The following is a 15,696-nucleotide window of genomic DNA, read 5'->3' on the forward strand; positions in this document are numbered from 1 at the left end:
GCAAACCCAGCGAACCCATACACGGAGAGCGCAATGGCAATCAAGATTCGCAAGCTGGTAGTGCAGGTAGATGAAACACGCATTGAAATGGGCCAGACGATCGATCCGCCGACGCGTCGAGCGGTGGCCATCGCCGTGATCGAAAACCCCTACGCGGGTCGCTTCGAACCTAAACTCGATGCACTGATCGAGGCGGGTGAAGAACTCGGCGCACTACTCGGCAAGAAGTGCGTCGAAGCGCTGGGCATCGAGCCTGGCGAGGCGCAAAGTTACGGTAAGGCGGCGATTGTCGGCGAGGCGGGCGAGCTGGAGCATGCCGCCGCGATCCTGCATCCGAAGCTTGGTGCGCCGCTGCGCGTTGCAGTGGAGAAGGGTGCGGCACTGGTGCCGTCCGCGAAGAAAATGGGCACGCTTGGGACTGCGATCGACGTGCCGCTCGGGCATAAAGACGCCGCGTTCGTGCGCAGCCATTTCGACGCCATCGAAGCGCGCGTCTCCGATGCGCCGCGCGCCAATGAAATCGTGGTGGCGGTCGCGGTGACCGCCTCGGGCCGGCCGCTGCCGCGCATCGGCGGATTGCAGGTGAGCGAAATCAAAGGCGAAGACGGTTTGCGTTGAATAGTTTCGCTGGTACTGTGCTGCCCGTGAGGTGCGTATGAGCGTGCCGCGCAGGGGATGGATTGCAAGCCGCTAAGGATGACGATGCTTTCGAATCTGCTGGTACAACTGGTCAATGGACTCGCCGACGCGTCGACGCTGTTTCTCGTCGCGGCCGGCCTGTCGTTGATCTTCGGCGTGACGCGCATCGTCAACTTCGCGCACGGCTCGTTCTATATGTTCGGCATTTATGTCGCTTATAGCTTCGCGAGCCGCTTCGGCCATACAACGGGAGGCTTCTGGTTCTCGGTGCTGGCGGCGGCACTGGTCGTCGCGGTGCTGGGTGCGCTCGTTGAAATGATCGTACTGCGGCGCATCTATCAGGCGCCTGAGTTGTTTCATTTGCTGGCGACCTTCGCGCTCGTTTTGATCTTCCGTGATGCCGCGTTATGGCTGTGGGGTCCGGAAGATCTGTTCGGGCCGCGTGCGCCGCATCTGGGAGGCGCGGTCAATCTGCTCGGCCATCCACTGCCTACCTACGATATCGCGCTGATCGTGATTGGCCCGCTCGTGTTGCTGTTGCTCTGGTATGCGCTTACGCGTACGCGTTGGGGCACGCTGGTGCGCGCGGCGACACAGGATCGCGAAATGCTCGGCGCGCTGGGCATCAATCAGGCATGGCTATTTACCGGGGTGTTCTTCGTCGGCGCATTTCTGGCGGGCCTGGGCGGCGCGTTGCAGGGGCCGCGCATGTCGGCGAATCTGTCGCTTGATCTCGAGACTATCGGCAATGCATTTGTGGTCGTGGTGGTGGGCGGGATGGGATCCATTCCAGGTGCGTTCGTCGCTGCGTTGCTGATTGCCGAGATCAAGGCGCTGTGCATTGGCATTGGACACGTGTCGATCGGCGGGATCGACTTCTCGCTAAGCCGCTTTACGCTGGTTGCGGAATTCGTCGTGATGGCCGTCGTGCTCGTCGTGCGGCCCTGGGGCCTGTTTGGCCGTGCCACTGCCGCGGTGCGCGGCATGGCCGCACCGGAAGCGCCGCTACGGCCCGCAGGCAAACGTCTGAAGTGGCTGGCGGTAGCAGTGCTTGCCGTGCTGGTGCTTGCGCCACTCGTGGCCAAGGCGTTCCCGTATATGCCCATCCTGCTGGTGGAGATCCTGATTGCAGTGTTGTTTGCCACCAGCCTGCACTTCATCATGGGGCCGGGTGGCATGCACTCGTTTGGCCACGCTGCGTATTTTGGGCTCGGTGCTTATGGCGCCGCATTGTTTCTCAAGGTGCTCAACTTGCCGATGGAAGCCGCGCTCCTGCTTGGGCCATTACTTGCTCTCGGCGGAGCGGTGGTGTTCGGGTGGTTCTGCGTGCGGCTATCGGGTGTGTATCTCGCCATGCTGACACTTGCCTTCGCGCAGATCGTCTGGTCGGTCGTGTTCCAGTGGGACGACGTGACGGGCGGCAGCAATGGCGTGCTTGGATTGTGGCCGGCGAACTGGTTGTCTTCTCCGGTTGCGTATTACTACCTGACGCTCGTGTGCGTCGTGATCTGCGTCTGGTTGCTGCGGCGCATGCTGTTTTCGCCGCTTGGCTATGCCATGCGAGCTTCGCGCGATTCCGGCTTGCGCGCCGAGGCAATCGGTATCGACGTCAAGCGGGTGCAATGGGCCTCCTTTGTGATTGCTTCGGTTTTTTGCGGCCTTGCGGGCTCCTTGTACGCGTTCTCGAAGGGCACGATTTCGCCTGAAGTCATTAGCGTGAGCCGTTCCGTCGACGGACTCGTGATGGTGCTGCTAGGCGGCCTGCAAACGCTTGCCGGCCCGATCGTCGGCGCGGCGGTGTTCACCTGGTTGCAGGACACCGTGGCGCGTCAGACCGACTACTGGCAAGCACTCCTTGGGTTCGCGATCCTGCTGCTGGTGATCGCGTTCCCGCAAGGCATCGTAGGTTTCGTCCGTGAGCGCTTTGGCGACGACGATGCCGGCTCGAAGAACGGTCACGCAGGTGGATCGGCCGAAGCGGAGCGAGCCGCCGCCGGTCCAGCATCACCCGCGCCATCGCAAGCCACTGCGATGAAGGAGGGTCTATGAGCCTCCTGCGCGTTTCCGGTCTGTCTAAATCATTCGGTGGCCTTAAAGCAGTCGACGATGTCTCCTTCGATCTCGAGGCCGGTCAACTGCTCGCGTTGCTCGGTCCGAACGGCGCGGGTAAATCGACCTGCTTCAACATGGTCAACGGGCAACTGCGGCCGTCGTCGGGTTCGATCCGTCTCGACGACCACGAACTCGTCGGCATGCGGCCGCGCGATATCTGGCGGCTCGGCGTGGGCCGCACGTTCCAGATTGCCGCGACCTTCAACTCGATGACCGTGCTCGAAAACGTACAGATGGCGCTGGTGTCGCGCGAACGCAAACTGTTCGGTCTGTGGAAGGCTGCGGGATCGTGGTACGCAGATGAAGCGTTCAGCCTGCTCGAGCAGGTAGGCATGGCGGCTGACGCGCATCGCGCGTGCGGCGTGCTGGCCTACGGCGACGTCAAACGGGTCGAGCTCGCCATTGCCATGGCGAATCGCCCGAAGCTTCTCCTGATGGACGAGCCGACCGCCGGCATGGCGCCCAAAGAGTGCAACGATCTGATGGCGCTGACCAAGCGCCTGGTCACGGAGCACAAGATCGGCGTGCTGTTCACCGAGCACAGCATGGACGTGGTGTTCGCCTACGCGGACCGCATGATCGTGCTGGCGCGCGGCAAGCTGATCGCAGAAGGGAGCGCAGAGACGATTCGCAACGACGCTCGCGTGCAGGAAGTCTATTTCGGCACCGGCAAGACCTTCCAGGCGCATGCGGCGCTGGACGACCATCACGACGGCCAAAGCGGTCGTCAAGGGGCCTTGCAATGAGCAGCGAGCCGATGCTGAAAGTTTCCGGCCTCAACGCGTTCTATGGCCGCGCACACATCTTGTTCGACGTCGGCCTCGAAGTCGGGCGCGGCGAGGTGGTGGCACTGATGGGCCGCAACGGCGCGGGCAAGTCGACCACGATGAAGGCGGTGATGGGCCTGTTGCCGCGCTGCCAGGGCGAAGTGCGTTTCCGCGGTACGGACATTGGATCGCTTCCGCCTTATCGGATCTCCCGCATGGGGATGGGCTTTGTACCCGAGGACCGCCGCGTGTTCTCCGACCTCACCGTGATGGAAAACCTCGACACAGGGCGGCAACCGCCGCGCGAAGGCGCGCCGCAGTGGACCCCGGAGAAACTGTTTCGTCTGTTCCCCAATCTCGGTGAAATGCCCAAACGTCCTGGCGGCCACATGAGCGGCGGGGAGCAGCAGATGCTGACGGTCTCGCGCACGCTGATGGGCAATCCGTATCTGGTGCTGCTCGACGAACCGTCGGAAGGCGTGGCGCCCGTGATTGTCGAACAGATGGCGAACATGATTCTCGAACTCAAGCGCGAAGGGCTGTCGATTCTGTTGTCCGAACAGAACCTGCACTTCGCCGAGCTGGTGAGCGACCGCGCGTATGTCCTTGAAAAAGGGCAGATCCGCTTCAGCGGCACGATCGGCGAACTCGCGAAGAACGAAACAGTCAGGCACGCATACTTGAGCGTCTGATTCCTGCGACGCGGTCATACGCCTCGCGCAATGCGCGCGTGTGGCCGCCTCGGGTAGTCGTTGCGAAAGGAGAAGCAGATGGCAGCAGAGACGTTGACAGGGTTGTCGGGCAAGGTCGTCGTAACGAACATCGGCCTGCTGTTATCGGGCGATATCGACCAGCCGATTCTCGACGCCGACACGCTGGTGATCGACGACGGTGTGATTGTCGCAGTGGGCAAGGAGAAAGACTGCGACCTCGTAGGCGCGCGGACCAAGGTCGATTGCAAAGGTACGGCGGTGGCACCTGGCCTGATCGATTCGCACGTGCACCCCGTCTTTGGCGACTGGACGCCGCGGCAGAATCAGATGGGCTGGATCGAGTCGAACCTGAACGGCGGCGTGACGACCATGATCTCAGCCGGCGAAGTGCATTTGCCAGGACGTCCTAAGGATATCATCGGCGTGAAAGCGCTGGCGATTACGGCACAGCGCTCGTTCGAAGGCATGCGCGGCGCGGGCGTCGGCGGAGGCGTCAAGGTGCTGGCCGGTGCGCCGGTGATCGAAAAAGGCATGGTCGAGGAAGACTTCAAGGAACTCTCGGAAGCGGGCGTAAAGCTGCTCGGCGAAGTCGGTCTCGGCAGCGTCAAGGCTGGCGAGGAAGCGGGCCAGATGGTCGCCTGGGCGCGCAAGTACGGGATACAAAGCACGATTCACACGGGCGGTCCATCGATTCCCGGCTCGGGGCTGATCGACAAGGACGTGGTGCTCGCGGCTGACGCGGACGTCATCGGCCACATCAATGGCGGTCATACGTCCTTGCCTTATCGCCACGTCTGCGACCTGTGCGAGCAATCCACGCGCGCACTGGAAATCGTCCATAACGGAAATGAGCGGATCGCTTTGCTGACTGCGCGTCACGCGATCGAACTCAAATGCCCGCACCGTATCATTCTCGGCACCGACAGCCCGGCTGGCTCCGGCGTGCAACCGCTTGGCATTCTGCGGATGATCGCGCTGATCTCAAGCCTCGCTGACGTGCCTGCGGAAATCGCTTTCTGCTTTGCGACCGGCAACACTGCGCGTCAGCGCAATCTGCGTCAAGGATTGATCGAAGTGGGCCGCCCCGCGGATCTGGTCTTCATGGACCGCGCACAGCATACGGCCGGCAGCACGCTCCTCGAAAGCGTACAGCTTGGCGATATACCGGGCGTTGGCATGGTGATGATCGACGGCTTGATCCGTTGCCGGCGCAGCCGCAATACGCCGCCGGCGACCGAAGTGCCGGTGGTTGTCTGAGCACTCACTGCGACTCGCCGGTGCTGCGGCCATGAACCGTTCCGTGAACCTTACGCTCAAGGTGAACGGTGCGACGCATGTTGTCAGTGCCAGCGCCGACACGCCGCTGTTATATCTGCTGCGTAACGATCTGGCGCTGAACGGGCCGAAGTTCGGCTGCGGGCTTGGCGAGTGTGGCGCATGCACAGTGCTGCTCGACGGCATGCCAACCCGCTCGTGCGTGACCACGGCGAGAGTCGCGGAAGGAAGAGAGATCACGACGCTCGAAGGATTGGGCACGCGTGCGGCACTGCATCCGGTGCAGCAGGCGTTCATTGACGAACAGGCCGCGCAGTGCGGCTATTGTCTCAACGGCATGATCATGACCGCGAAAGCGCTGCTCGACCGCGATCCTCATCCCAGCGACGCCGCCATCCGGCGCGAGTTGTCACGCAACCTGTGCCGCTGCGGCACGCACGTCGAGATTCTGCGCGCTGTGCATCGTGCTGCCGAGTTGCTAGAGCTGCGGCGTCGCGAGCATGAAGGGCTTGAAGGAGAGCGGGCATGACGGGGCCGGACGTGAGCGTCGAGCGTCAGCCTCTGTCGCGGCAGCAGCTCGACGACATGCAGAACGTGCTGGTCGTCGTACGGCCGCCGCAAGCACCGGTCAGACCGGCGATCGGGCAGCCTGGGTCGCGCTCGTCATTTGTGCCGACGTTGGCCGATGTGTTTCTCGTTGTGCGTGGCGACGGCAGCGTGGTGGCGTTTAACGGCCACGTCGATCTGGGGACGGGAATCGGCACGGCGCTCGCCCAGATCGTCGCCGAAGAGCTCGATGTGCCGCTCACGCGCGTGTCGATCGTGCTCGGTCACACCACCGAGGCGCCGAACCAGGGGCCGACCATTGCGAGCGCAACGATCCAGATTTCCGCCGTGCCGCTGCGTCTGGCCGCGGCGCAGGCGCGGCAGTATCTGGTCGCACAGGCGGCGCTGCGCTTTGGCGCAGACGCGGAGACGTTGGACGTGCGCGAAGGCATCGTGCATCGCCGCGGCGAAGACCGGGCGCAAGGCATCGGCTACGGAGAACTGATCGCCGGACGGCGTATCGAGTTGACGCTGGCGACAGATACGCCCTTGAAGCCACCTGAGACTTATCGGATCGTCGGCAAGAGCACTGCGCGCATCGATATTCCCGCGAAGGCGATCGGCGAGCTGATGTTCGTGCATGACGTGCGTCTGCCGGGGATGCTGCACGGCCGGGTAGTGCGTCCGCCTTATGCGGGCGTCGCACAAGGCGACTTTATCGGCAACAGTCTGCTGCATGTCGACGAAGAATCTGTGAGCGATCTGCCCGGCATCGTCAAGGTGGTCGTGATCCGCGATTTTGTCGGCATCGTCGCGGTGCGCGAGGAGGTTGCGCAGGAGGCGGTAAAGCGGCTCGACGTGCAGTGGAAAACAGTGGAAGGCTTGCCGGCGCTCGAAACCAGCGAGGAGGTTGAGGCCGCTTTGCGTGCCAATCCCTCGACGCGCCGCGATCTGTTGATCGAAGGCGACGTCGACGCGGCGCTAGCGCAGGCGGACAACACGCTCGAACGCACCTACGTCTGGCCGTTCCAGATGCATGCGTCGATCGGACCGTCGTGCGCGGTGGCTGACTATCGCGACGGTGTGCTTAAGGTCTGGTCCGGTACACAGAACCCGCATTCGCTGCGCGCGGATCTGGCGCTACTGATGTCGCTGGAAGAAACGCAGATTGAAGTGGTGCGCATGGACGCCGCCGGTTGCTACGGCCGCAATTGCGCCGACGACGTAGCCGCGGATGCCGCGTTGCTCTCCCGCGCGGTGGCTAGTCCGGTGCGCGTGCAACTGTCTCGCGAAGACGAACACCGTTGGGAGCCGAAAGGCGCGGCGCAATTGATGGACGTGCGTGGCGCGGTCGATGCGAGCGGTCAGCTCACGGGCTACGATTTCTCCACGCGTTACCCGTCGAACGATGCGCCCACGCTTGCGCTGCTGTTGACCGGTGCGATCTCGCCGCAGCCGCAGGTGTTCGAAATGGGCGACCGCACGGCGGTCCCGCCGTACGACTACCGCACGATGCGCATCGTTTGCGACGACACCCCGCCGATTGTCCGCGCCTCGTGGCTGCGTGGCGTCTCGGCTTTGCCCAACACGTTTGCACACGAATCGTTCATCGACGAACTGGCTGCCGAGGCGGGCATCGATCCTGTCGAATTCCGCCTGCAGCATTTGACCGATCCGCGAGCGCTCGATCTCGTCAAAGCGGTTGCAGAGAAAGCGGGTTGGGAACCCCGCAACCTTGCACTCAAAGAGCAAGACGAACCGCAAGGCGACATCGCACGCGGCAGAGGCTTCGCTTACGCACGCTATGTGCACAGCAAATTTCCCGGCTTTGGCGCGGCATGGGCGGCATGGGTCGCGGATATCGAGGTGAATCGCAAGAGCGGCGAACTGGCGGTGACGCGCGTGGTGGTTGGTCAGGACACCGGAACGATGGTGAATCCCGATGGCGTGCGTCATCAGATTCACGGCAACGTGATCCAGGCGACGAGCCGCGCGTTGAAAGAGCGCGTGACCTTCGGCAAGAACGAAGTCACGAGCCAGGAGTGGGGCGCGTATCCGATCCTGACATTCCGCGAGGTGCCGGTCATCGAGGTGGTGATGATGCCGCGCCACGGCGAGCCGCCCATGGGCACTGGTGAATCGGCTTCGCTGCCTGGTGCAGCGGCGATTGCCAACGCGCTGTTCGATGCGACCGGTGTACGGTTTCGCAGACCACCTTTCACACCTGAGGTGATTCGCGCAGCGCTAGCCGACGGCCCTGCGCAAGCGGCAGCCGCTGCAGCAAGCGCCCGCAGAAAAAGGCGTTGGCGCTTTGGTTTCCTTGGCGCATTGGCCGCAGGGACAGCGGGTTGGCTAAGCATGGCCTCGTTCGCACCTCAGCCGATTGCCCCAATTACGCCGCCGTTGGCGTCCGCGTTTGCGCCCGAGTTGATCGCGCGTGGCAAACTGCTCGCCTCGCTCGGTGACTGTGCCGTCTGCCACACGGCACGTAACGGCGTGCCGAATGCCGGTGGTCTCGCGCTCGATACGCCGTTCGGCACCATCTACACCACGAATATCACGCCGGATGAGCAGACCGGGATCGGCAACTGGTCGCTCGAGGCGTTTGCGCGAGCGATGCGCAAGGGCATCCATCGCGATGGACGGCACCTGTACCCCGCTTTCCCGTACACGTCATTCAAGAACGTATCGGACGACGACCTGCAGGCGCTGTATGCCTACCTGATGTCGCAAACGCCGGTGCGTTCGCGTTCGCCGGAAACCAAACTGGCGTTTCCGTTCGGCGTGCGGCCGCTGATGTCCGCATGGAACACCCTATTTCTGAAGCGCAATACGTTCACGCAGGACGCCACGCAAACCGCGCAATGGAATCGCGGCGCCTATCTGGTCAACGGCCTCGGCCACTGCAGTGCATGCCATACACCGCGCAATGCATTTGGCGCCGAGAAAACCGGTGCCGCGTTTCTCGGCGGTGGCCTGGCGGAAGGCTGGGAAGCCCCCGCCTTGACGACACTCTCGAATGCCCCCGTGCCTTGGACCGAAAGCGAACTGTTCAGCTATCTGCGCTTTGGGCACGCGCCGTTGCATGGCGTGGCGGCGGGACCAATGGGGCCGGTCGTCAGCGAGCTGGCTTCTTTGCCGGACAGCGATATCCACGCCATGGCGAATTACCTTGCCTCGCTCAACCCCACGGGTCCGAATGCGAATCCAGAAGCCCTGGCGCGCGAATACGAACAGGCCAGCGTCGTCACGCCCACGGCGTCGAGCCTTGGCGCGCGGTTGTTCGACGGTGCCTGCGCGGCATGCCATCACACCGGCAGTGGACCGACGCTATTCGGCGCGCATCCGTCGCTCGCGCTCAACACGAATCTGCATAGCGCGGCGCCCGATAACCTGATTCGCGTGATTCTGGACGGCATCAACTCGCCTGCGCGGCCCGAACTCGGTACGATGCCGGCTTACCGCGACAGTTTCAACGACGCCCAGGTGAGCGAACTCGTGTCGTACCTGCGTCAGCAATTCGCGGGCGGCAAGCCCGCATGGCAAGACGTCGAGGCGAGCGTGGCGCGCATTCGCGCGGCATCGCGCGCCGATTGATTCGTTGTACCCGCATTCGCCTTCTCGCACCCACTACTGATAACGGAGAAACGCATGACCACACGCGCAGGATGGATCTCTCGTCTGACTGTTTCGTTGACGCTCTCGCTGACGGCGCTTGGGGCCGTGGCCCAGGAGACGATCAAGATCGGTGAGATCAACAGCTATAAGGCCCAGCCGGCCTTTCTCGGTCCTTATAAGAACGGCTGGAATCTCGCGCTCGACGAGGTGAACGCCTCAGGTGGCGTGCTTGGCAAGAAACTCGAAGTCGTCTCGCGCGACGACAACGCCAACCCTGGCGATACCGTGCGCGTTGCGCAGGAGCTGGTGACGGGCGAGAACGTGCAGGTGCTGTTCGGCGGCTTCCTGTCGAACACGGGTCTCGCGCTCGCCGACTACGCGAAGCAGAAGCATGTTTTCTTCCTCGCCGCCGAACCGCTGACCGACAAGATCGTCTGGGCCGACGGCAACAAATATACGTACCGTCTGCGTCCGTCCACGTACATGCAGGTTGCGATGCTGGTGCCGGAGGCGCTCAAACTGCATAAAAAGCGGTGGGCGCTGGTGTATCCGAACTACGAGTACGGCCAGTCGGCGGTGGCGACCTTCAAGAGGTTGATGCAGGCTGCCCAGCCCGATATCGAGTTCGTGTCCGATCAGGCGAGCCCGCTAGGCAATCTCGATGCGGGTGCCGTGACCCAGGCCATTGCCGATGCGAAACCCGATGCGATCTTTAACGTGCTGTTTGGCGCGGACCTCGGCAAATTCGTCCGTCAAGGCAATACGACGGGATTGTTCAAGGACCGCAGCGTGGTTTCGCTGCTGACGGGCGAGCCGGATTATCTGGATCCGCTTGGCGCCGAAGCGCCGACTGGCTGGATCGTGACCGGCTACCCGTGGTACTCGATCGATACGGCTGCGAACAAGAAGTTTGTCGATGCGTATCAGGCGAAGTATCACGACTATCCGCGTCTCGGTTCGGTGGTCGGGTATTCCGCGTTGATGTCGCTTGCGGATGGCCTGAAGAAAGCGGGCTCTACCGATCCGGACAAGCTGGCCGCCGCATTCAAGGGCTTGAGCGTCGACACGCCGTTTGGTCCGGTGACGTATCGCGCGCAGGACAATCAGTCGACCATGGGTGCTTTTGTCGGCGTGACGGGCGTGAAGGACGGCAAGGGTGTGATGACGTCGTTCCGCTATATCGACGGCGCGAGCGTACAGCCTTCGGACGCCGAAGTGAAAAAACTGCGTCCGGCTGACTGATTGGATGTGACGTGCGGATGTAAAGCGCGTTTGCAAAGCGCCGCGCCAAGACGCATTAAGCAGTAGATCAAAAGCGGGCTAGACGCGGCGGCTACGGTGAAAATCGCCGCGCCCACGCCCGCTATTCTTCGGCGTCGTGCTCGGCGACGAAGCTCTTCAGGTAAGCAAGCACAGCCGCTTCCGCGGCGCGATGATCGGCGCAGCTTTTCGAGCCGGCGTTTTCCTCGTCACCGAACAGCGTCGACGGCGCGTTGTGCACATCCACTTCCTGTCCCTCGCGAAACACGCGAATCTCGTGGACGTCCTCGGCATATTCTGCAATCCAGTGCACGCCTTCAATGTGGGTGCCTGCCCGTAAGGTGGGTATCTTCATGCGGCTTCTCCCGGATGGTCCGAAACTGGACAGCCGGCACAGCTACCGGCCCTTGCTATAACCATACGCCGTCCGCACGGATACCGCACGTTTTTACCGAGGCACGGCTGTTGCTGCGTTATACGGGCCAACAGCCAATCTGGAGGACTGTCATGCCTGAACAGAAAACCATCCACCGTGCCCACGCGGACAAGCGCGCCGGCAAAGCCTCGAGCACCCAGGCCGGGGAGTTTGTCAAGGAAGAGGTCGACCGCGTGCGCGCCGGCAAGCACGGCGTGAAATCGGCCAAGCAGACCGTCGCCATCGGTTTGTCGAAGGCGCGCCGTGCCGGCGTCGATCTGAAGGCGCCCAAGAAGGGCACGACCAGCGAAGCGACGCGTAAAAAGGCCGCCAAGGACAACGCGGCGGGCCAGCACAAGACCGCGGCCAAAAGCACTAGCACCGAATCGAAGGCGAAGCGCGCGCGTGCTGCCACTACAGCGCTAAAGCGCGAGAGCGGACGCGGCGCGTCGAGCGCGGCGATGTCGAAACAGGCGAAGAGCTCGGCTGCTCGCCGGCCCGCTGCAAGCCGTTCGGCGGCGGCGAAAAAGGCGGTTGCCACCAAGGGCGCTGCGGGCCGGTCGGCCGCGGCGAAAAAGGCCGCTCATACGAGGGCCGCGCGCTCGCACCATTGATTGGCGCGTAGAGAGTTGAAAGGGCGGCGGTGCCACGCCGCCGCCCGGTCACGCCTGCCGTGCAATGCGGATGGGCTGAATGTAATAAATGCAGAACCTTTACCGCAAGAAAACTCCGGTAATTTCCTGCCCCGGACGTGCCGCATACATGACATGCGGCCAGGCGATCAAAATCCTGCGTGCTCACAAAACCCTTGTACTTTATTTTTTTGTTCATCTATAACCTGACCGACAGGACAGGATTGAAACCCGAAGGACCGGGCAATGCGGGATGCATCGGTGCGGCCTCCTTATAACGACGCGATAACGACCGGACGCGGATGTTCGCCGCGCTGCAGCATCTCGAAGCGAGCGCATCGCTCGCCGGCCGAGGGTGGACGTGCGTGCCTTTGCGCTGCACTATACGGTGCACACCCCGGCGACGCGCCGGGTAAGATCGACAAAAGAGACAACAGGAGGAAGATAGGTATGCGAAGGAAAATTTAATCTGCTTTGTGTCCGTCCGCTCATCCCCAATTCTAATTTCCAACAGCGAGCACAAAGTGGATATCTTACGCAGTCTATGTGGCATTGTTTTTCTGTTGCTGATCGCTTATGTGTTGTCGACCAATCGGAGTGGTATCCGTCTGCGCACGCTGATTCCCGCGCTGCTCGCCCAGGTGTCGATTGGGGCGCTGGTGCTTTTTGTGCCGCTTGGCAGCGCAGCGCTCGCGGCCGCCGCGCGTGGTGTCAACAATGTGCTGCAGATGGGCGACCGCGGTGTGTCGTTCATGTTCGGCGGTCTTGTCGACGCGAAGATGTTCCAGCTATTCGGCGGTGGCGGCTTCGTTTTCGCGCTGCGTGTGCTTCCCATGATTATCTTCGTCACCGCGCTGATTGCGGTGCTTTATCACATCGGCGTGATGAAGTGGATCATCAACGGCCTGGGTGTCGTGTTCGAGAAGCTGCTGGCTGTGACCCGCGTTGAAGCGTGTTCCGCGGTGGCTACGATCTTTCTCGGCCAGAGCGAAATGCCGGCCTTCGTCAAGCCGTTCGTCCGCGAGATGACGGCCGCCGAGTTGTTCGCGGTGATGTCGAGCGGGATGGCCTCGGTCGCGGGTTCGGTGCTGGCCGGCTATGCAGGGCTCGGCGTCAATCTCGAGTATCTGCTGGCTGCGTCGTTCATGGCCATACCGGGCGGCCTGCTGTTCGCCAAGCTGATCTTCCCGACTACGGAGCCAAGCCGGGTGGTGCTGGAAGGCCTGCATTTCGACGAAAGGAAATCGGCCAACGTGATCGAGGCGGCGGCAGCGGGCGCATCGATTGGTCTGAGAATCGCCATCAACGTCGGCGCCATGCTGATCGCGTTTATTGGCCTGATTGCATTGCTGAATTCGACCGTCAGCGGAATCGCGGGCCTGTTCGGCCATCCGCAGATCACGCTGCAAAGCATCCTCGGCTGGGTGTTTGCACCGCTCGCGTGGTTGATTGGCGTACCCTGGCACGATGCGCCGCTGGCCGGCAACTTCATCGGCGAGAAACTGATCCTCAACGAGTTCGTCGCGTACGTCGATCTGTCTCCGTACCTGAAGGGCGCCCAGTCGGTCGCGGCGGCCGGCTTGCAGGTGCTGGATCCGAAGACGCTTGCGATCGTGTCGTTCGCGTTGTGTGGCTTTGCTAATTTTTCTTCGATCGCGATTCTCACGGGCGGCTTTAGTGCCGTCGCTGCGGAACGCCGTGCGGAAGTGGCGCGCTATGGGTTGCGTGTCGTAGCGGCTGCTACGCTGTCGAACCTGATGAGCGCCGCAATTGCGGGGATTTTCCTGTCGTTTCATTGAGTCGGTCGGTCATAGATTACGCCATGCTCTCCTACCTTTTCTTGAGCCGATCATTATGTCGCTGACGCAGGAAATCATTCGCAAGAAGCGCGACCGGCAAGCGCTGAGCCGTGATGAGATCGGCGAATTCGTCCGGGGTGTGGTCGACGGCAGCGTCGCGAACGAGCAGGTCGCAGCGTTCGCAATGGCGGTGTATTTCAACGACATGAGCGTGGATGAACGCGTCGCGCTGACGCTGGCGCAACGCGATTCGGGCCAGGTGCTGTCCTGGGATGCGTTCGATCTGCCGGGCCCGGTGATCGACAAGCATTCGACAGGCGGCGTGGGCGATCTCACTTCGGTGCTGCTCGGCCCGATGGTGGCCGCCTGCGCCGGTTTCGTGCCAATGATCTCCGGGCGCGGTCTCGGCCATACCGGCGGGACGCTCGACAAGCTTGCGGCTATTCCTGGTTACAACCTGGTCCCTGAGGCGAGGACGTTTCAGCGGATCGTGCGGGAAGTCGGCGTGGCGATCATCGGTCAGACGGCGCAACTCGCGCCTGCCGACAAACGGATCTACGCGATCCGCGACGTAACGGCGACCGTCGAATCGATCGCGATGATCACGGCGTCCATCCTGTCGAAAAAGCTCGCGGCAGGACTCGAAGGGCTGACGATGGACATCAAGGTGGGCTCCGGCGCGTTCATGCCGACTTACGAGAAATCACTGGAACTGGCGCGCAGCATCGTCGAGGTCGGCAACGGCGCAGGCATGAAGACGACTGCGGTGCTCACCGATATGAACCAGCCGCTGGCCCCCTGCGCTGGCAACGGGCTGGAAGTGCGCTGTGCGATCGACTATCTGACCGGGCATCGTCGTCCTGCACGCTTACATGAGGTCACGCTGGCCTTGGCAGCGCAGATGCTCGTACTGGGCGGCCTCGCCGGCGATACCGCACAAGCCTGTGCAAAGCTGAACGCGGTGCTCGATTCCGGCGCGGCGGCGGAGCGCTTCGCGCGGATGGTGCGCGCGTTAGGCGGGCCCGCTGATCTGATCGATGCGCCCGAGCGTCATCTGGGGCGTGCGGCCGTGATCTTGCCGGTTACCGCACCGCGTGCAGGGTATATGACACGCATCGATTGCCGCGCGCTAGGCCTCGTGGTGGTCGGCCTTGGCGGCGGCCGGCGTCGCCCTGATGATGCGATCAACTATCAAGTCGGTTTGACAGACCTCGTCGAACTCGGACAATACGTCGAGGCGGGAACGCCGTTGGCACAGATTCACGCCAGCGATCTCCCGGCCGCCGAGCAGGCGGCTCGTGACATCCTGACGGCGTGCACGCTCGCCGAGACCGCTTCACCCGTTCCGGCCACCGTGTACGATCTGATCAACTGAGTAACCGAACCACGCGGATTCCTGATCCCGATGCGGAGGCGTAGTGACACACGAACATCTGATTGACGAAGCACGCAAAGCGCGCGAGCTTGCTTATGCGCCTTACTCACGCTTCCTGGTCGGTGCCGCGCTTGAAACAAACGACGGCAAGATTTTTCACGGCTGCAACGTCGAGAACGCTTCGTACGGGCTGTGCAATTGCGCGGAACGTACGGCGTTTTTTAGCGCCGTCGCAGCGGGTTATCGTCCAGGGCAATTTAAAAGGCTAGCTGTCATTGGACAAACCGACGGCCCGATTGCACCCTGTGGCGCCTGCCGTCAGGTGATGATCGAGCTGGGCTCGCCCAAACTTGAAGTCATACTGAGCAATCTGGACGGCAAGGTCGAGGTGACCAGTGCCGCCGCGCTCTTACCGGGCGCGTTCTATCTCGAACCGGACGGCGGCGCGTCCGCAGCTTAGCAACAGGCGTGGCAACGTGCGTTCCGCATGCGCGCTAAAGCGGTTCCATACGCAAACAACATGAGTATCCAACCATCATGCACAA

Annotated in this window: 13 protein-coding genes; 12 read left to right on the plus strand and 1 reads right to left on the minus strand. The window is 62.4% G+C overall.

The window, feature by feature from the left end; genetic code table 11:
- The first annotated feature begins 33 nt into the window (after window positions 1-33).
- From M0954_RS15215 to M0954_RS15250, 8 genes are all read left to right on the plus strand, one after another.
- The gene (locus tag M0954_RS15215; RefSeq protein WP_122156786.1) at window positions 34-618 is read left to right on the plus strand and encodes an amino acid synthesis family protein; all 585 of its coding nucleotides are present in this window, start codon (window positions 34-36) and stop codon (window positions 616-618) included.
- Window positions 619-702: 84 nt separating this feature from the next.
- Window positions 703-2,688 carry an ABC transporter permease gene (locus tag M0954_RS15220; protein WP_297354095.1) on the plus strand — a complete coding sequence of 662 codons (1,986 nt, stop codon included), beginning with the start codon at window positions 703-705 and terminating at the stop codon, window positions 2,686-2,688.
- Entirely contained in the window at window positions 2,685-3,497 is an 813-nt protein-coding gene (locus M0954_RS15225) for an ABC transporter ATP-binding protein (protein ID WP_297354083.1), read from the plus strand. The genes M0954_RS15220 and M0954_RS15225 overlap by 4 nt, the downstream gene beginning before the upstream one ends.
- Window positions 3,494-4,210, plus strand: coding sequence for an ABC transporter ATP-binding protein (locus tag M0954_RS15230; protein WP_297354085.1), 717 nt, complete (start codon window positions 3,494-3,496; stop codon window positions 4,208-4,210). Before M0954_RS15225 ends, M0954_RS15230 begins: the two co-directional genes overlap by 4 nt.
- A gap of 78 nt (window positions 4,211-4,288) precedes the next feature.
- Window positions 4,289-5,488, plus strand: a complete 1,200-nt coding sequence (locus M0954_RS15235; RefSeq protein ID WP_297354087.1) for an amidohydrolase family protein — start codon at window positions 4,289-4,291, stop codon at window positions 5,486-5,488.
- A gap of 31 nt (window positions 5,489-5,519) precedes the next feature.
- A complete protein-coding gene (locus M0954_RS15240; protein WP_122156782.1) occupies window positions 5,520-6,035 on the plus strand; it encodes a (2Fe-2S)-binding protein in 516 nt (171 codons plus the stop codon).
- The gene (locus M0954_RS15245; protein ID WP_133894107.1) at window positions 6,032-9,649 is read left to right on the plus strand and encodes a molybdopterin cofactor-binding domain-containing protein; all 3,618 of its coding nucleotides are present in this window, start codon (window positions 6,032-6,034) and stop codon (window positions 9,647-9,649) included. Before M0954_RS15240 ends, M0954_RS15245 begins: the two co-directional genes overlap by 4 nt.
- A 54-nt stretch (window positions 9,650-9,703) precedes the next feature.
- Entirely contained in the window at window positions 9,704-10,912 is a 1,209-nt protein-coding gene (locus tag M0954_RS15250) for an ABC transporter substrate-binding protein (protein WP_123386339.1), read from the plus strand.
- 121 nt (window positions 10,913-11,033) lie between these two features.
- Here M0954_RS15250 and M0954_RS15255 read toward each other — a convergent pair whose 3' ends face one another.
- Window positions 11,034-11,285, minus strand: a complete 252-nt coding sequence (locus M0954_RS15255) for a hypothetical protein (protein ID WP_122156779.1) — start codon at window positions 11,283-11,285, stop codon at window positions 11,034-11,036.
- A 152-nt stretch (window positions 11,286-11,437) separates the two neighbouring features.
- Here M0954_RS15255 and M0954_RS15260 point away from each other — a divergent pair, with 152 nt between their 5' ends.
- From M0954_RS15260 to M0954_RS15275, 4 genes are all read left to right on the plus strand, one after another.
- The gene (locus M0954_RS15260) at window positions 11,438-11,959 is read left to right on the plus strand and encodes a DUF6496 domain-containing protein (protein ID WP_123386338.1); all 522 of its coding nucleotides are present in this window, start codon (window positions 11,438-11,440) and stop codon (window positions 11,957-11,959) included.
- Window positions 11,960-12,501: 542 nt separating this feature from the next.
- Complete coding sequence (locus tag M0954_RS15265; RefSeq protein WP_123386337.1) at window positions 12,502-13,776, plus strand: NupC/NupG family nucleoside CNT transporter; 1,275 nt, start codon at window positions 12,502-12,504, stop codon at window positions 13,774-13,776.
- Between the two features lie 55 nt (window positions 13,777-13,831).
- Window positions 13,832-15,151, plus strand: coding sequence for a thymidine phosphorylase (gene deoA / locus M0954_RS15270; protein ID WP_297354089.1), 1,320 nt, complete (start codon window positions 13,832-13,834; stop codon window positions 15,149-15,151).
- Window positions 15,152-15,194: 43 nt separating this feature from the next.
- Window positions 15,195-15,611, plus strand: a complete 417-nt coding sequence (locus tag M0954_RS15275) for a cytidine deaminase (RefSeq protein WP_297354091.1) — start codon at window positions 15,195-15,197, stop codon at window positions 15,609-15,611.
- Window positions 15,612-15,696: the final 85 nt, after the last annotated feature.

This window comes from Paraburkholderia sp. (genome assembly GCF_026225065.1).
In the GTDB taxonomy this organism is placed as follows: domain Bacteria; phylum Pseudomonadota; class Gammaproteobacteria; order Burkholderiales; family Burkholderiaceae; genus Paraburkholderia.

Bases quoted from the DNA above. Each gene is read 5' to 3' on its own strand.
- M0954_RS15215 (WP_122156786.1), top strand. From the start codon at position 34: ATGGCAATCAAGATTCGCAAGCTGGTAGTGCAGGTAGATGAAACACGC.
- M0954_RS15235 (WP_297354087.1), top strand. From the start codon at position 4,289: ATGGCAGCAGAGACGTTGACAGGGTTGTCGGGCAAGGTCGTCGTAACG.
- M0954_RS15255 (WP_122156779.1), bottom strand. From the start codon at position 11,285: ATGAAGATACCCACCTTACGGGCAGGCACCCACATTGAAGGCGTGCAC.
- M0954_RS15260 (WP_123386338.1), top strand. From the start codon at position 11,438: ATGCCTGAACAGAAAACCATCCACCGTGCCCACGCGGACAAGCGCGCC.
- M0954_RS15250 (WP_123386339.1), top strand. From the start codon at position 9,704: ATGACCACACGCGCAGGATGGATCTCTCGTCTGACTGTTTCGTTGACG.
- M0954_RS15230 (WP_297354085.1), top strand. From the start codon at position 3,494: ATGAGCAGCGAGCCGATGCTGAAAGTTTCCGGCCTCAACGCGTTCTAT.
- M0954_RS15225 (WP_297354083.1), top strand. From the start codon at position 2,685: ATGAGCCTCCTGCGCGTTTCCGGTCTGTCTAAATCATTCGGTGGCCTT.
- M0954_RS15245 (WP_133894107.1), top strand. From the start codon at position 6,032: ATGACGGGGCCGGACGTGAGCGTCGAGCGTCAGCCTCTGTCGCGGCAG.
- deoA (WP_297354089.1), top strand. From the start codon at position 13,832: ATGTCGCTGACGCAGGAAATCATTCGCAAGAAGCGCGACCGGCAAGCG.
- M0954_RS15240 (WP_122156782.1), top strand. From the start codon at position 5,520: ATGAACCGTTCCGTGAACCTTACGCTCAAGGTGAACGGTGCGACGCAT.
- M0954_RS15220 (WP_297354095.1), top strand. From the start codon at position 703: ATGCTTTCGAATCTGCTGGTACAACTGGTCAATGGACTCGCCGACGCG.